The sequence below is a fragment of the Nocardia vulneris genome (assembly GCF_001613425.1).
GTDB classification, from domain to species: domain Bacteria; phylum Actinomycetota; class Actinomycetes; order Mycobacteriales; family Mycobacteriaceae; genus Nocardia; species Nocardia vulneris.
Genome location: NZ_BDCI01000008.1, coordinates 150,221 through 164,062 on the forward strand (window position 1 = coordinate 150,221; position 13,842 = coordinate 164,062).

The 13,842-nt window shown below is 67.3% G+C and carries 14 protein-coding genes; 6 read left to right on the top strand and 8 right to left on the bottom strand.

Annotation, left to right across the window (positions count from 1 at the left end; all coding sequences use genetic code 11):
• Window positions 1–133 precede the first annotated feature (133 nt).
• Window positions 134–616, bottom strand: coding sequence for a hypothetical protein (locus NVU01S_RS11880; protein WP_014980992.1), 483 nt, complete (start codon window positions 614–616; stop codon window positions 134–136).
• A gap of 335 nt (window positions 617–951) precedes the next feature.
• On the opposite strand from NVU01S_RS11880, the gene NVU01S_RS11885 reads away from it, so the two are divergent.
• On the top strand, window positions 952–1,533 hold the full coding sequence (locus NVU01S_RS11885) for a DUF4282 domain-containing protein (RefSeq protein WP_043681440.1): 582 nt from the start codon (window positions 952–954) through the stop codon (window positions 1,531–1,533).
• A 233-nt stretch (window positions 1,534–1,766) separates the two neighbouring features.
• Window positions 1,767–2,648, top strand: coding sequence for a helix-turn-helix domain-containing protein (locus tag NVU01S_RS11890; RefSeq protein ID WP_043681438.1), 882 nt, complete (start codon window positions 1,767–1,769; stop codon window positions 2,646–2,648).
• Window positions 2,649–2,669: 21 nt separating this feature from the next.
• Here NVU01S_RS11890 and NVU01S_RS11895 read toward each other — a convergent pair whose 3' ends face one another.
• Window positions 2,670–3,095 carry a MarR family winged helix-turn-helix transcriptional regulator gene (locus tag NVU01S_RS11895; RefSeq protein WP_043681436.1) on the bottom strand — a complete coding sequence of 142 codons (426 nt, stop codon included), beginning with the start codon at window positions 3,093–3,095 and terminating at the stop codon, window positions 2,670–2,672.
• Window positions 3,096–3,180: 85 nt separating this feature from the next.
• Between NVU01S_RS11895 and NVU01S_RS11900 the strand changes: the two genes are divergently transcribed.
• Window positions 3,181–4,644: an MFS transporter gene (locus tag NVU01S_RS11900; protein WP_043681435.1), complete on the top strand. Its 1,464-nt coding sequence runs from the start codon at window positions 3,181–3,183 to the stop codon at window positions 4,642–4,644.
• 65 nt (window positions 4,645–4,709) lie between these two features.
• On the opposite strand, the gene NVU01S_RS11905 is transcribed toward NVU01S_RS11900, so the two are convergent.
• Complete coding sequence (locus tag NVU01S_RS11905) at window positions 4,710–5,258, bottom strand: dTDP-4-dehydrorhamnose 3,5-epimerase family protein (RefSeq protein ID WP_043681434.1); 549 nt, start codon at window positions 5,256–5,258, stop codon at window positions 4,710–4,712.
• Window positions 5,259–5,260: 2 nt separating this feature from the next.
• The gene (gene rfbA / locus NVU01S_RS11910; protein WP_043681433.1) at window positions 5,261–6,133 is read right to left on the bottom strand and encodes a glucose-1-phosphate thymidylyltransferase RfbA; all 873 of its coding nucleotides are present in this window, start codon (window positions 6,131–6,133) and stop codon (window positions 5,261–5,263) included.
• A 225-nt stretch (window positions 6,134–6,358) separates the two neighbouring features.
• On the opposite strand from rfbA, the gene NVU01S_RS11915 reads away from it, so the two are divergent.
• The gene (locus NVU01S_RS11915) at window positions 6,359–7,351 is read left to right on the top strand and encodes an alpha/beta hydrolase (protein ID WP_052281365.1); all 993 of its coding nucleotides are present in this window, start codon (window positions 6,359–6,361) and stop codon (window positions 7,349–7,351) included.
• Between the two features lie 177 nt (window positions 7,352–7,528).
• Here NVU01S_RS11915 and NVU01S_RS11920 read toward each other — a convergent pair whose 3' ends face one another.
• Together NVU01S_RS11920 and NVU01S_RS11925 are read right to left on the bottom strand one after the other, a co-directional pair.
• Window positions 7,529–8,236, bottom strand: a complete 708-nt coding sequence (locus tag NVU01S_RS11920) for a DUF8020 domain-containing protein (RefSeq protein ID WP_043681430.1) — start codon at window positions 8,234–8,236, stop codon at window positions 7,529–7,531.
• Window positions 8,237–8,415: 179 nt separating this feature from the next.
• A complete protein-coding gene (locus NVU01S_RS11925; protein WP_043681429.1) occupies window positions 8,416–9,138 on the bottom strand; it encodes a DUF8020 domain-containing protein in 723 nt (240 codons plus the stop codon).
• 310 nt (window positions 9,139–9,448) lie between these two features.
• Here NVU01S_RS11925 and rfbB point away from each other — a divergent pair, with 310 nt between their 5' ends.
• Window positions 9,449–10,450 carry a dTDP-glucose 4,6-dehydratase gene (gene rfbB / locus NVU01S_RS11930; protein ID WP_043681428.1) on the top strand — a complete coding sequence of 334 codons (1,002 nt, stop codon included), beginning with the start codon at window positions 9,449–9,451 and terminating at the stop codon, window positions 10,448–10,450.
• A gap of 12 nt (window positions 10,451–10,462) precedes the next feature.
• On the opposite strand, the gene NVU01S_RS11935 is transcribed toward rfbB, so the two are convergent.
• Together NVU01S_RS11935 and NVU01S_RS11940 are read right to left on the bottom strand one after the other, a co-directional pair.
• Window positions 10,463–12,049 (bottom strand): DUF2142 domain-containing protein, encoded by a 1,587-nt coding sequence (locus NVU01S_RS11935; RefSeq protein WP_043681427.1) that lies wholly within the window; start codon window positions 12,047–12,049, stop codon window positions 10,463–10,465.
• Window positions 12,046–13,038 (bottom strand): glycosyltransferase, encoded by a 993-nt coding sequence (locus NVU01S_RS11940; protein ID WP_014981004.1) that lies wholly within the window; start codon window positions 13,036–13,038, stop codon window positions 12,046–12,048. Before NVU01S_RS11940 ends, NVU01S_RS11935 begins: the two co-directional genes overlap by 4 nt.
• A 147-nt stretch (window positions 13,039–13,185) precedes the next feature.
• On the opposite strand from NVU01S_RS11940, the gene NVU01S_RS11945 reads away from it, so the two are divergent.
• A complete protein-coding gene (locus tag NVU01S_RS11945) occupies window positions 13,186–13,728 on the top strand; it encodes a GtrA family protein (protein ID WP_244467530.1) in 543 nt (180 codons plus the stop codon).
• Window positions 13,729–13,842 lie beyond the last annotated feature (114 nt).

A 13,842-nucleotide genomic window follows, 5' to 3' on the forward strand; every position in this document is an offset into this window, starting at 1 on the left:
TCGGCGTCACAGACGGCCGTCCACGCAAAACGACCGATATCCGCACGCCGGTGCAGGCCGGCTAGGTGGCGGATATCGGTCGTGCAGTCCGGGTAGTCCCAGTCCCGGTCTGTGTTCAGCAGGTTGTGCGGTGTCAGCAGGCGACGCTGGTGAGCTGCGTCTTGCTGCGTGCGGTCGCGGCCCGGACGGCCGCGCTGAGCGCAACCACCGGCGGAACCCAGCGGGCCTCGGTGGGTGCGACCCCCCAGCAGGCCGAGCCTGCCGAGAGCTGAGTGGGCGGCAACGGGACGCCCGCGCCGTCGGTGTGGACGACAGCGCCCGCGGCGGTCAGCGCCGCCAGCGCCATGGCGGCCTTGCGGACGCCGGTGACCAAGTGGATCTCGCGACGCTCGGTGCCCGGGATCTCGATGACCGGCCCGGACAGGTTGTTCGCTCGCAGGAAGCGGCGGACCTGACCGGCCAGCTCGCCGCTGACCTCGATGGCCGAAAGCTCGTCATCGGTGATCAGGCAAAGACCGTTGGCCGTTTCGGCGACCGTCCATCCGCGCTGGGTGTATTCCTGCGCTGCGGCGGTCATGGCAGCCGCCGAGACGGAAGTCGGAAACGTGGTGCGCACTGTCTTTCTCCATTCCCCGGTAGATCTGGGTCCTGCATTCATGGGTCGTATCGGTGGTGGCCGTCCGCAGCGTTACGCGATCTTCAAAACTTCTTCACGACTGTTGCTCACGTCTCTTCTGCGGGGGCGTAAAAGCTGTTCGCTATAACCTGGGTTTTTCCATCCGGAATCGTTGTGCTGCCGCCACTTTCAGGCGCTGACCTGTTCTTTCCCTGGGATATCGCTGAGCAGAACCTGGGAATGATGTGACCGCGGTGTGAGGATGATGTGACGTATGGGTCCGCTCGCGAATCCCCGCTGGCCCGGACGCGCGATTGCGGGGAGGATTTCTTGCCATGAGCGATGAGTCCAACGGAACCGGTGCGGCAAAGGGGAGTCCGCTGCCGGACCCGGAGGAGTTCGAAGCCGAATCCCGCTGGATCACGTGGAAGGAATCGGCGGCCCGCAGGTTCTCGCGCACGGAGACCGCCGCGACCGAGCAGCCGCCGGAGCCGTTCGAGAGCCCGCGCGCCTTCGGGCAGTGGAGCGTCGAGGCCGCCCGCGGTTTGCTGGATGTGCAGTTCCACCGCCCGGCCACTCGGACCCTGCTGCCGCTGGCCTACATTCTCGGACTCGCCTTCGCCGTCGCCGTCCCGATCGCGCTCACCGTGCTCATGTGGCGGGTGTCGGCCGTACTGGGCGTGCTGGCCGCGTTGCTCGGCGTGCCGCTGGGACTGACCATCGCGGCCGCGGTCCGGCTGATGCTCGAGTTCCTGGTGAACGCGTCGCGGCTGGCCACCCGGGTCGAGCACATCAGCGAACTGGCCGACGATCTGTTCCAGGCCCTCTCCGATGTCGCCGAACCGGTGAACCAGCTCTCCGAAGACGTTCGCGCGGTGCAGTTCTGGCGGTTCCGCAAGCGTGGTCCCCGGCGCTAGGTCCGCTCCGGTGCCGAGTGCACAACGCGCGCGGCGGATTTCTCGGCAATCTGCCCACCCCCGGGTTGTGGTGTCGCCCATAGTGACCGGGGGTTGTTTTGCTGTGAAACAATGCCGTTTGGATGCTCCAGCTCCGGCTGGGACGGTGTCTGATAGAGAAGGGTCACGCTGCCGGCCTTCGCCAAGGGTTCGGTCGGGGTGCCCGGTTGCTCGGCTACAAGGGGGGAACACCTATGGCATTACCGCAGGGGACGACCGGTTCGACCATGCCCCGGCGTCAACTCGGCCGGCATCTGCGCGACCTGCGTAATCGCGCGCGGATGACCACCAGAACCGCTGCCCAGCAGCTGGAATGGTCGGAGGCCAAGATCTGGCGGATCGAGACCGGCCAGACCTCGCTGCGCAGCCTCGACGTCGAGGCGATGTGCAAGGTCTACGGTGCACCGTCCGACCTGATCGGTCCGCTCACGGCTTTGGCGCGGGAGACGAAGGCCCGTGGCTGGTGGACCGCGTACGGCGACGTGATCGCGGAGGGGTTCGAGGTCTACATCGGCCTGGAGGAGGCGGCCACCCGGCTGTCGACCTACGAGAACGAGCTGGTGCCCGGCCTGCTGCAGACCGAGGACTACACGCGGGCGTTGCTCACGGCCGCGCGCCCGGACATGCCCGCGAACGAACTCGATCGGCGGGTGCAGCTGCGCATGGCGCGCCAAGCGCTGGTCACCCGCGCGCACGCGCCCCTGCACTTGGACGTGGTGATCAGCGAGTCGGTGCTGTGGCGGCGGATCGGCGGCGACGCGGTCACCGCCGCGCAGCTCGAGCACCTGCGGCGCATGTGCGACCTGCCGAACGTCCGAATCCAGGTGGCGCCGACGGATTCCGGCTACCACGACGGCATGGATTCGGGCCGTTTCGTCATGCTCGAGTTCCCCGAGCTGCGGGCGGGTGAGTCGCCCGAACCGCCGGTGGTCTACGTCGAATCGTTCACCGGTCCGGTGTATCTGGACAAGGAGAACGAGATCGACCGGTACCGAAGGGCTTTGGTGAGCATCAAATCGGTCGCCGTGGACGCGCGCGACGACATCGAGCAGGCGCGCAGCAGCCGCGTGTTCTGAGGGCGGGAATCTCTTGGTGCCTCAGCACTTTTGGCCGGGCACGCCCCAGGTGTCCGCCAGCACCGCACGATGGGTCGGCAGCGCCTGCTCGTAGGCCGCGCGGCCTTTCTCGGTGAGGCAGACGAAGACCGCGCGCCGGTCGTCCTGGCACATGGTGCGCGCGACGAGGCCGTCGCGCTCCAGCCGGGCGACCGCGCGGGACAGCGCGCTCTGGCTCAGGTAGATGTCATTGGCCAGATCGCTCATTCGATAGTCGCCACAGTTGGCGTCGATCAACCGGTCCAGCGTCTCGAACTCGCTGAGTCCGATCCCGTGCTGTCCCTGTAGCGCCTTTTCCATGGCGCAGCTCACCGTCGCGTGCCGGTCCAGCAGCTCACGCCACTCACCCACCAGCCCGGTCGGCGCGACGGTGCGCCGGGCTGTCTCGATTGTCGACGGCTTCGACATGGCCCCATCCTAGTGGTCCGCAGCAATCTATGCAACTGCATTAGATGTGTTGGCATTTAATGCGCATGCATGTAACGTACCCCGCATGACTTCACCAGCAACCCTGGCGGCCGCATCCGCGACCGATCCCACCAAATGGACTACCCGCCTGTGGGGCATGCTGATCACGCTGTGCATCGTGCTGTTCCTCGATGGCCTCGACGTGTCGATGATCGGCGTCGCGCTGCCGTCCATCGGCAATGAACTCGATCTCTCGACGTCCACCCTGCAGTGGCTGGTGAGCGGCTACATCCTCGGCTACGGCGGCCTGCTGCTGCTCGGTGGCCGCACCGCCGACCTGTTCGGCCGCCGCAAGGTCTTTCTGATCGCACTGGGCGTGTTCGCCCTGGCCTCGCTCGCGGGCGGCCTGGTGAGCTCGGGTCCGCTGCTGATCCTCACCCGCTTCATCAAGGGCCTGGCCGCCGCGTTCACCGCGCCGACCGGTCTGTCGATCATCACCACCAACTTCGCCGAGGGCCCGGCCCGGAACAAGGCGCTGTCCATCTACACCGTGTTCGGCGCGGGCGGCTACTCGTCCGGTCTGCTCTTCGGCGGTCTGATGACCGGCGTCGGCTGGCGCTGGACCTTCCTGCTGCCCGTCCCGATCGCGCTGGCCGCGCTGGCCGCCGCGTGGGTGCTGGTGCCGAAGGACAAGCCCGCCGAAGAAGGCGGCCACGACCTCTTCGGTGCGCTGCTGTCCACCTCCGCCATGCTGTTGCTGGTCTACACCGTGGTCACCGCGCCGGAAGCGGGCTGGGCCTCGGCGCGCACGCTCGGTTCGTTCGCCGCGGTGCTCGTGCTGTTCGCCGCGTTCGTCGCGGTGGAGAAGCGGGTCAAGCACCCGCTGGTCCGGCTCGGCATCCTGCGCAAGGTGTCGCTGGTGCGGGCCAGCCTGGCGATCGTCGCGGTGGCCGGCTCCTACTTCAGCTGGCAGTTCATCGTGACCCTGTTCATGCAGGACACCCTGGGTTGGTCGCCGCTGAAGCTGTCGATGGCGCTGCTGCCGGTGGGCCTGATGGTCGCGCTGTCCGCGGTGTTCTCCGACAAGCTGGTCGACCGCTTCGGCACCGGCCCGATCATCGGCGTCACCATGGCCGTGATGGCCGTCGGCTACCTGCTGTTCCTGCGACTGGACACCGCGCCGTCCTACTGGACGATGCTGCTGCCCGCGATCATGCTGATCGGCATCGGCTGGGTGGGCTTCCCCGCCATCAACATTCAGGCGACCAACGGGATCGATGACGAGGAACAGGGCCTCGCGGCCGGCGTGCTGCAGACCTCGATGCAGGTCGGTGCCGCCATCGTGCTCGCGGTGACCACCGCGATCATCGCCTCGGGTGCGCACGGCGGGACCTCGCCGACCGCGATGCTGGACACCTACCGTCCGGGCCTGATCTTCGCCGCGGCGGTCTCGATCGTCGGTGCGCTGGTTGCGCTTTCAGCCTTCTTCGGGAAGCGCGGCAAGCAGGCCGAGCCGGTCGCGGAACCGGAGCTCGAACTCGTCGGCTGATCCCGCACGAGTGCAGACCGACCGGCACCGCCCCGCGGGGTGGTGCCGGTCGGCTGTTTCGGTGGTCAGGAAAAGGGCGGTGCCGCAGCGTCTTTGGCGGATCGGACGAACGTGAGCGGGTTGCCGTCCCGGCCGATGGTCGGCCAGTCGATGCCGAGCCGGGCATCGAAAGCGTCGATCTCCCGGTCGAATTCGGGCGTGTACTCCAGCGAGCACAGATAGGTGACGGTGGAGTTGTCCTCCAGCGAGAGGATGGCGTGGCCCAGCCCCTCGGACAGGAACATCGAACGCCGATCGACGTCGTCGAGCAGCACGCTGTCCCACCGCCCGTAGGTCGGTGAACCGGGACGCAGATCGACCACCACGTCGAGAAACGCGCCGCGCACGCAGGTGACGTACTTCGCCTGTCCCGGCGGGTCTTCGGTGTAGTGGATGCCGCGCAGCACGCCGGCCGCGGACACCGAGCAGTTCACCTGGCGCAGATCGAGCGCCCGGCCCGTCGCCTTCTCGAACTCCGAGGCCTTGAAGCTCTCGAGAAACATGCCGCGGTCGTCGCCGAACTGGCGCGAGGTGATCACCCACGCGCCCGGCACGGCCAGTTCACGGAACTCCATGCTCACCAATCCCGTCCGCGCTGCAGCAGATCGAGCAGATAGCTGCCGTAGCCGGAGCGGACCAGCGGCTCGGCCAGCTTGCACAGCTGTTCGTCATCGATGTAGCCCATCCGCCAGGCGACCTCCTCGGGCACGCCGATCTTGAGCCCCTGTCGTTCTTCGATGGTGCGCACGTAGTTGGCGGCGTCCAGCAGCGAATCGAAGGTGCCGGTGTCCAGCCACGCGGTGCCGCGCGCGAGCACGTCCACCTGCAACCGATCCTGTTCCAGGTATGCGCGGTTGATATCGGTGATCTCGTACTCGCCGCGCGCGGAAGGGCGCAGCGTGCGGGCGATCTCGACCACGTCGTTGTCGTAGAAGTACAGCCCGGGGATGGCGTAGTTCGAGCGCGGCGTCTTCGGCTTCTCCTCGATGGAGACCGCGCGTCCCCCGGTGAACTCCACCACGCCGTACGCGGTCGGGTCCGACACCCAGTAGGCGAACACCGCGCCGCCGTCGATGCCGGTGAAGCGGTTCAGGTTGGTGCCGAGACCGGGTCCGTGAAAGATGTTGTCGCCGAGCACCAGTGCGGCGGTATCGGTGCCGATGTGATCGGCGCCGAGCACGAAGGCCCGGGCCAGCCCGTCCGGTTCCGGTTGCACCACGTAGCTGATCGACAGGCCGAACTGGGTGCCGTCACCGAGCAGCCGGGTGAACGCGGCGGCATCGCCCGGCGTGGTGATGACCAGGATGTCCCGGATGCCCGCGAGCATCAGCGTGGACAGCGGGTAGTAGATCATCGGCTTGTCGTAGACCGGGACCAACTGCTTGCTCACGCCGCGCGTGATCGGGTGCAACCGCGAACCGGTGCCGCCCGCCAAGATGATTCCGCGCATGCCGAGGAGTCTGCCAGGGGACTGCCGTTTCGGTACGGGCGGCCTTTCGAATTGATTACGGAATCGGCCTTCGTGGTTTCGCGGGCGGGCCGTGGGGAGATTCTGTTGCTTAGGTCACACAACACATGTTGTTCTGAAACAACATCGTGTGAGTTGTCAGCGCCGACAGCTCGCCTGGGACCGTCCGGTCGGGACTCGGCGCGCCAGTGGTGAGGTAGGTGCGCGATGGCTGCCAGTCGAGTCGGCGATCCCGGCATGGTCATGAATCCGGAAAATCTGAGCGCGCCCGCACGCCTGCTGCTCGCGGCCTGCCTCGGCGTGATCCGTCCGGCGCTGCGCGCGGCGCCGATCACCCGCGCCACCATCCCGATCGGCGCCGCCGCGATCGACACGCTGGCACGGTTGCGGCCGGAGCCGACGGGCATCGATCGGGAACGGGTGTCGCTCAACGGTTTCCGGATGGAGATCATCCGGCCCGCGGGTGCGGCGCGGGCGCTGCGGCACGGCGCCATGCTGTACATGCACGGCGGCGGATTCGCAGTCTGTGGCCTGCGCACGCACCGTCCGGTGGCCGCGAGCCTGGCCCGGCGTACGGGCCTGCCGGTGGTGAATGTCGACTATCGGCAGCTGCCAGGGCGGCGCATCACCGATTCGGTCGAGGACTGTCTCACCGCGTATCGATGGTTGCTCGCGCACGGGGCGGAGCCGGGCCGCATCGTCTTTGCCGGTGATTCGGCGGGCGGCTACCTGACTTTCGCGACCGCGCTGCGCGCGCTGGCCGAGGGCCTGCCCGCGCCCGCCGGTCTGGTCGGACTGAGCCCGCTGCTCGATCTCGACTACGCGGCCAAGCGCGGACACGTCAATGTGCGTCGCGATCCCTATATTCCACTGCTCGCGCTCGCCGCCGTGGTCCGGATCGGCGCGGAGGTGGACGGCAAGCTCGACCCGCTGCTCTCGCCGGTGAACGGGATACTGGCCGGGCTGCCGCCGGTGCTGCTCATCGCGGCCGAAGACGAGGTGCTCCGGTACGACTGTGAGCTGATGGCCCAACGCCTCACCGCGGCGGGCGTGCCGAACGCGGTGGAGCTGTGGCGCGGCCAGGTGCACGCCTTCATGAGCATCGCGCCGAACCTGCCGGAGAGCCGGGCCGCGCTGGCCCGGGTGTCGCGATTCGTCCGAGCCAGGATCGAAGAGAGCCAGCAGGCGCGGACCGCGTAGAGCGGCCCGGCCTGTCCAAGGCGAGCCCCGTTCCGCTGTGGCCGGGACGGGGCTCGCGCATGTCGGGACCCGTTCGGCGGCAGGAGGATTCGTCGCCCGCTCGGAAACGGTGATACCCCGCCCGGCGGTCGGCCGGACGGGGTATCTCGGTATTCGGTTGTGCGCGTGCGGGTTCGCCTACTTGGCGGGCGCGGGCACCGGCGGCTGGTTGATCGTGGCGAAGTACTGAATCGCCGCACCGATGGCGACCGGGGCGGTCACGAAGATCTGGCCCGCGACGGTGCCCAGGGCGCCGACCGCGATGATGCCGCCGAGGCAGCCGACGGCCGCGGCGGGGATGAACGGGCCGAACAGGCCGATGATGGTGGCCGAGGCCACCGTGGCGCCGGCAATGCCGCCCAGCACGCAACCGACGGCCGCGCCGCCCAGGCCACCGACCAGGGTGCCGATGGTCGCGCCCATGCTGATGGTGCTGGTCATCCGGCTCCAGGCCGCCTGCTCACGGTCGTACTCGTTCTTCCACGGCGCCTTGTCCTCGAACGGCAGGGCGACGGGCTTGTAGGTGGCCTTCGACAGGTCGAGCTGCGGGGTCAGCGTCGCGGTGCGATCGGAAATGTCGGCGGCGATGGGGAATTCGAACTCGTCGACGCGAAACGTCAACGGGGCACCCGCGACCACGGTGCCGTTCGCAGCCTTGATCTTGAAGACGCCGTCCTCGACGACCATCGAGCCGGCATCGGTCTTGATGATGGAGGTCGAGTCGACGGACTCGGCGGTGAAGTGGACGGCCTCGTCGGCGGCGGGGGCGGCGTGGACGGTGCCCGCGGTGACGCCGAGCGCGGCGATCAGCAGCGCGGAGGTGGTAGCTATTTTCTTGATAATCATTTCTGGGTCCTCATCCAGGTGCTTGTGGCAGGGTGGGGGCCGAAGAACCTGAGTTCGCAAACTTTCAGTAACTCGGCCGGGCTGAGGAAACCCCGCCCGACTGGACGGTCGAGCGGGGTCTCCTGGCTCGCTTCTCTTCAGTTATGCGAATTCAGTTGTGGGAGAAGGAACTTCGTGGCTTACTTCGCGGGGGCCGGCGGCGCGTTGAACGGGCCGCTGGTGGTGGCGAAGTACTGGATGGCCGCGCCGATGGCGACCGGGGCGGTGATCAGGATCTGGCCCGCGACGGTGCCCAGGGCGCCGACCGCGATGATGCCGCCGAGGCAGCCGATGGCGGCCGCGGGGATGAACGGGCCGAACAGGCCGATGATGGTGGCCGAGGCGACGGTGGCGCCGGCGATGCCGCCGAGCACGCAGCCGACGGCCGCGCCGCCGAGACCGCCGACCAGGGTGCCGATGGTGGCGCCCATCGCGATGGTGTCCTTCATCCGGTTGAAGGCCGCCTGCTCACGGTCGTATTCGTTCTTCCACGGCGCCTTGTCCTCGAACGGCAGGGCGACCGGCTTGTAGGTGGCCTTCGTCATGTCGAGCTGCGGGGTCAGCGTCGCGGTGCGATCGGAAATGTCGGCGGCGATGGGGAATTCGAACTCATCGACGCGGAAGTGCAGATCGGTGCCCGCGATCGTGGTGCCGTTGGCGGCCTTGATCTTGAGCGCGCCATCTTCGACGACCATGGAGCCGGCGTCGGTCTTGATAGTGGTCTGGGTGTCGGTGGAGCTCGCCGTGAAGTTGACGGCTCCGTTCTCGGCCTCGGTGGCCGGAGCCGCATTGACGGTGCCTGCGGTGACGCCGAGGGCGGCGATCAACAGGGCCGAAGTCGCGGCGAATTTCCTCATCAGCATTTGTGGAGAACCTCGATGTGAAGCGTTCGGAGGGGACTAGACGATGGAAATCTAGACCAGCTAACGAGTGGTGAACCGGTTGTGACCGTTAATTCAAATTTTGTTCACCCTGGTGACTCGTGCGGTGGTGAGATGTCCGAAATGTGCACGCCTGAACGGTTTTTGGGCCGTGAACCAAACTGGGCGTTCGGCATCTACCGGACGGTAAGAGACGAAGGTCACAGAGTGCAACTGTGGCAATTTTTTGCGTGGATTGCCAGTTCTTCGCGTAGAACCCGACTTGTCGCGCCCGCCGACGTAGAGTCGTGGGGTGCGATTGCTTGTCACCGGCGGAGCCGGATTCATCGGGGCGAACTTCGTCAAGTCGACTGTTGTCGATCATCCCGACACCACCGTGACCGTACTGGACGCGCTGACGTACGCCGGAAATAAGGCTTCACTCGACGAAGTGGCCGACCGCATCGATTTCGTGCACGGGGATATCGCCGATCTCGACCTGGTCGACGAACTCGTCAGCGGCGTCGACGCGGTGGTGCATTTCGCGGCCGAATCCCACAATGACAACTCCCTCGCCGAACCGTGGCCGTTCGTGCAGACCAATATCGTCGGCACCTATTCGCTGCTGCAGGCGGTTCGCCGCTACGACGTGCGCTACCACCACGTCTCCACCGACGAGGTCTACGGCGACCTCACCGCCGAGGCGCCCGCGTTCACCGAGCAGACCCCGTACAACCCGTCCAGCCCGTACTCGGCCACCAAGGCCGCCAGCGATCTGCTGGTCCGGGCGTGGACCCGGTCGTTCGGCGTGCGCGCCACACTGTCCAACTGCAGCAACAACTATGGGCCGTATCAGCACGTGGAGAAGTTCATCCCGCGCCAGATCACCAACCTGATCGACGGCGTGCGCCCCCGGCTCTACGGCGCGGGGCATCAGGTGCGTGATTGGATCCACGTGGACGACCACAACCGCGCGGTCTGGGATGTGCTGGAGCGCGGCCGAATCGGGCAGACCTACCTCATCGGCGCGCAGGGCGAACTCGACAACAAGACGGTCGTGCGGATGCTCCTGGAAGCCTTCGACCGCGACCCCGACGATTTCGACCACGTCACCGACCGCCCCGGTCACGACCAGCGCTACGCGATCGACGCGACCCTGCTGCGCGAGGAACTCGGCTGGACCCCGCGCTACGGCGACTTCCGGGCCGGCCTCGCCGCGACCATCCAGTGGTACCGCGACCACGAAGCCTGGTGGCGTCCGCACAAGGCGATCACCGAGCGGGCCTACGTCGCGGCCGGCGAGCAGACGCTGTAGTCCCGCGCGGTCTCAGCCCCAGACGATCTCGTAGTACTTCCAGACCGCGCCGATCAGCGCGACGACGGTGGCGACGACGACCGTGACCGCCGGGCCGACCGTGGGGGTCCGCCCGGCGATGTTGGTGAGCCGCAACGGCATCCAGCGCAACAGCACCGCGAACGCGACGATTGCCAGCGGCACGAAGTAGCGACCCTGTACGCCGTCGATGATGTAGTAGCCGACCGGGGTGAACGACATGTACAGCGTCACGTAGATCATCGCGACGCTCGCCGCGACGGTGAGCGCGACGAGCAGCGTGCGCCGGAAGGTGGCGGCGCTCATCCGATCCGCGATGCCGATGCTCACCGCGAAGGCGAACAGGCAGGCCAGCATGGTCAGGGCGGGCACGTCGATGTAGGCGAAGCCGAGCTCGCCGAAGAACTGGCTGAACCACCGCTCGTCCCGCAGCGCGATGCTCTCGCCGAACACGCTGAGGAAATGCCCTGGGTCGGTGAGGATTCCGTGCAGCTGGTCACCCGGTCGCACCGAGCGCCACTGGTGCTCCGGCCGCATCAGGCCCATGCCGTCGCCGGTGGGCGCCGCGATCTTCATCCACCCGGCGAAGGCGATACCGCCCAGCGCCGCGAAAACCCAAGGGAGCGTGCGTCGCCAACCGGTGAAGCCGAACCGCTGCGCGGGTACGAGCACCACCAGCATCGCCAGCAGCACGTAGGTGGGCTTGCTGACGGGCAGCAGCACCGTAGCGGCCAGCAGCGCACCGGTTTCCACCCGGCCGAGCCGGTCGCCGAGGAACAGCGCCTTCACCAGCAGCGCCGAGACCATGATGGCCAGCGCGTTGGTCATCGTGTCCGCGGTGACGGTGCCCGCCTGGAACACCGCGATCGGCAGCACCGCGACGGTGAACGCCAGCCACTGCACCCGATGCTTGCGCAGCGCGTACAACCCGAAGCCGACCACGGCCAGATAGCAGAGCAGCCCGGCCAGCCTGGTCAGCGCGACCATCCCGCCGACGTCCAAGCCGAACCCCTCGGCCAGCCGAATGCCAACGGCGGCAGGGATATACGGCACCGGCGAATAGGCGGCGGTGTTGGTGAACCAGACCGGTTCGGTCGCCTCCGACACCGCGGCACCGCCGAGCCGATCGTAGGCGCCGGGGTCGGCGACCATGCGGTCCGGCTCGTCGGGGTTGGTGGTGTAGTCCTTCAGCGCATAGCCCATCAGGGCGGTGATGCTCGTCGGGACTTCGCCGCCGTAGGCGACACCGCGGTCGTCGTGGATCTTTTGCGGCAGGAACCCACCGTGCGCGACCTGATAGGCGCGGCCGAACTGGGTGATCTCGTCATGTCCCCAGAACGGCGGGGTGAGCACCGTGAACAACCCGCCGAAGATCGCGACCAGCACGGTGAAGGCGATGGTCGCCGCGCCGAAACGCACCACCAGACGCGCGCCCGCGGTGGATACCGCGGCCTTGCCAGTTTTCGGCTCGTCGCCTGCGAGATCGGGTCGCGCTGTCGGCGTTGCGCCGGGCGCGGTCTCGTCCGGCGCCTGCGTCGTTGCGCTGTGTTCAGCCGTCGCGCTGTCCGCCGAAGTGGTCACCGTCCGGCCCCGCCGGTGCGGGCGTCACCGCCGTTGCCGTTGGGATGGAAGTCGTCCGCGCTCACCGCGGAGTAGCGCAGGTAGACCAGTCGCGCGGCCTCGTGCCGGGAGCGCCGGATGCCGTCCAGGATCAGGCCCGCGGTCCAGGCCAGGCTGCCGAGCAGCAGCAAGGTGAACGCGAGGAACAGCGTCGGGAACCGCGGGACCTCGCCGGTGTTGTAGAACTCGACCACGATCGGGATGCTCAGGATGATCGAGACCAGCCAGCTCAGCGTGCCGAACACGCCGTAGAACGCGACCGGCCGTTCGTGCCTGGCCAGCCCGATGATCAGCGCCAGGATCTTGAAACCGTCGTGGTAGGTGCGCAGCTTGCTCTCGCTGCCGGCCGGGCGGTCGCGGAAACCCACCGGTACCGCGGTGCGCGGTACCCGCAGGTGCAGCGAGTGCACGGTCAGTTCGGTCTCGATCTCGAACTCGCGCGAGACGGCCGGGAAGCTCTTCACGAAACGGCGGGAGAACACCCGGAAGCCGCTCAGCATGTCTTCGACGTTCTCGCCGAAAACCTGCCCGACCACGCCGTTGAGCACCTTGTTCCCGGTCTCGTGACCGGCCCGGTACGCCGACCCGCTCTCGTCCTGCTTGCGCACGCCGAGTACGTGGTCATACGGGCCGTCGAGCAGCGTCTTGATCATCAGCGGTGCGGCCGACGCCTCATAGGTGTCGTCGCCGTCGATCATCAGATAGACATCGGCCTCGATATCGGCGAAGGCGCGGCGGACCACATTGCCTTTGCCCTTGGTGTACTCGTGGCGCACGATCGCCCCCGCGGCGCGGGCGCGTTCGGCTGTCTTGTCCGTACTCAGATTGTCGTAGACGTAGACAACGATCCCCGGCACGGCAGCCTGAAGGTCGGCGACGACCTTGGCGACCGAAGCCTCTTCGTTGTGGCACGGCACCACTGCGGCAATACGAAGCTCGGTGGAGTCCACCCGGGTCAATCCTCGCGATCGGTGGTGAATGTGGGAACACCGGGAGGGTACAGGGAACGCACCGGCGACGCGTGCCCGACCTCACCGCTGCGACCGAGGAATTTTGCGGCGCGGTCGGTGACGGCCGCCCTGCGGTACCGTCGGGCCGTGCCAACCAGTGAGTCGACCGCGCAGGCGGGCCAGACCGTGTCCGCCGCCGAGGGATCGATGGTCCGGAAGGTGCTGACCGCATTGCGGCAGGGCAGTGCGTTCCTGGTCGTCGGCGCGATCGGGTTTCTCGTCGATGCGGGCACCTACAACCTCCTGGTCTTCTGGGGTGGCGAGGGTCTGCTCTATCACTACCCGCTGCCCGCCAAGATCATCGCGATCGCGGTCGCGACGGTGGTCACCTATTTCGGCAACAAGTGGTGGACCTTCGCGCACAAGAAGACCGACAATCCCGGGCGCGAATATCTGTTGTACGCGGTGTTCAATGTCGTCGCGATCGGCCTGCAACTGGGGTGCCTCGGCTTCTCCCGGTACGTGCTCGACCTCTCCTCGCCGCTGTCGGACAACATCTCCGGCACGCTCATCGGGCAGATCGTGGCCGTGGTCTTCCGGTATTGGGCCTACGACAAGTTCGTTTTCACCGGTGCGGGCCAGCGCGCCGAAGCGACCGACGGTGACGGCGCAGCGAATTCCCAGCAATAGCATGGGACACGGCGGCGCAGCGCCTGAGCAGGCAGCTACCGAGGGTGATTGATATCCTCACCCCCGCCGCGAACGGCATCCAGGGGCGTGTCTGTCCCGTCCGGCACGATAACG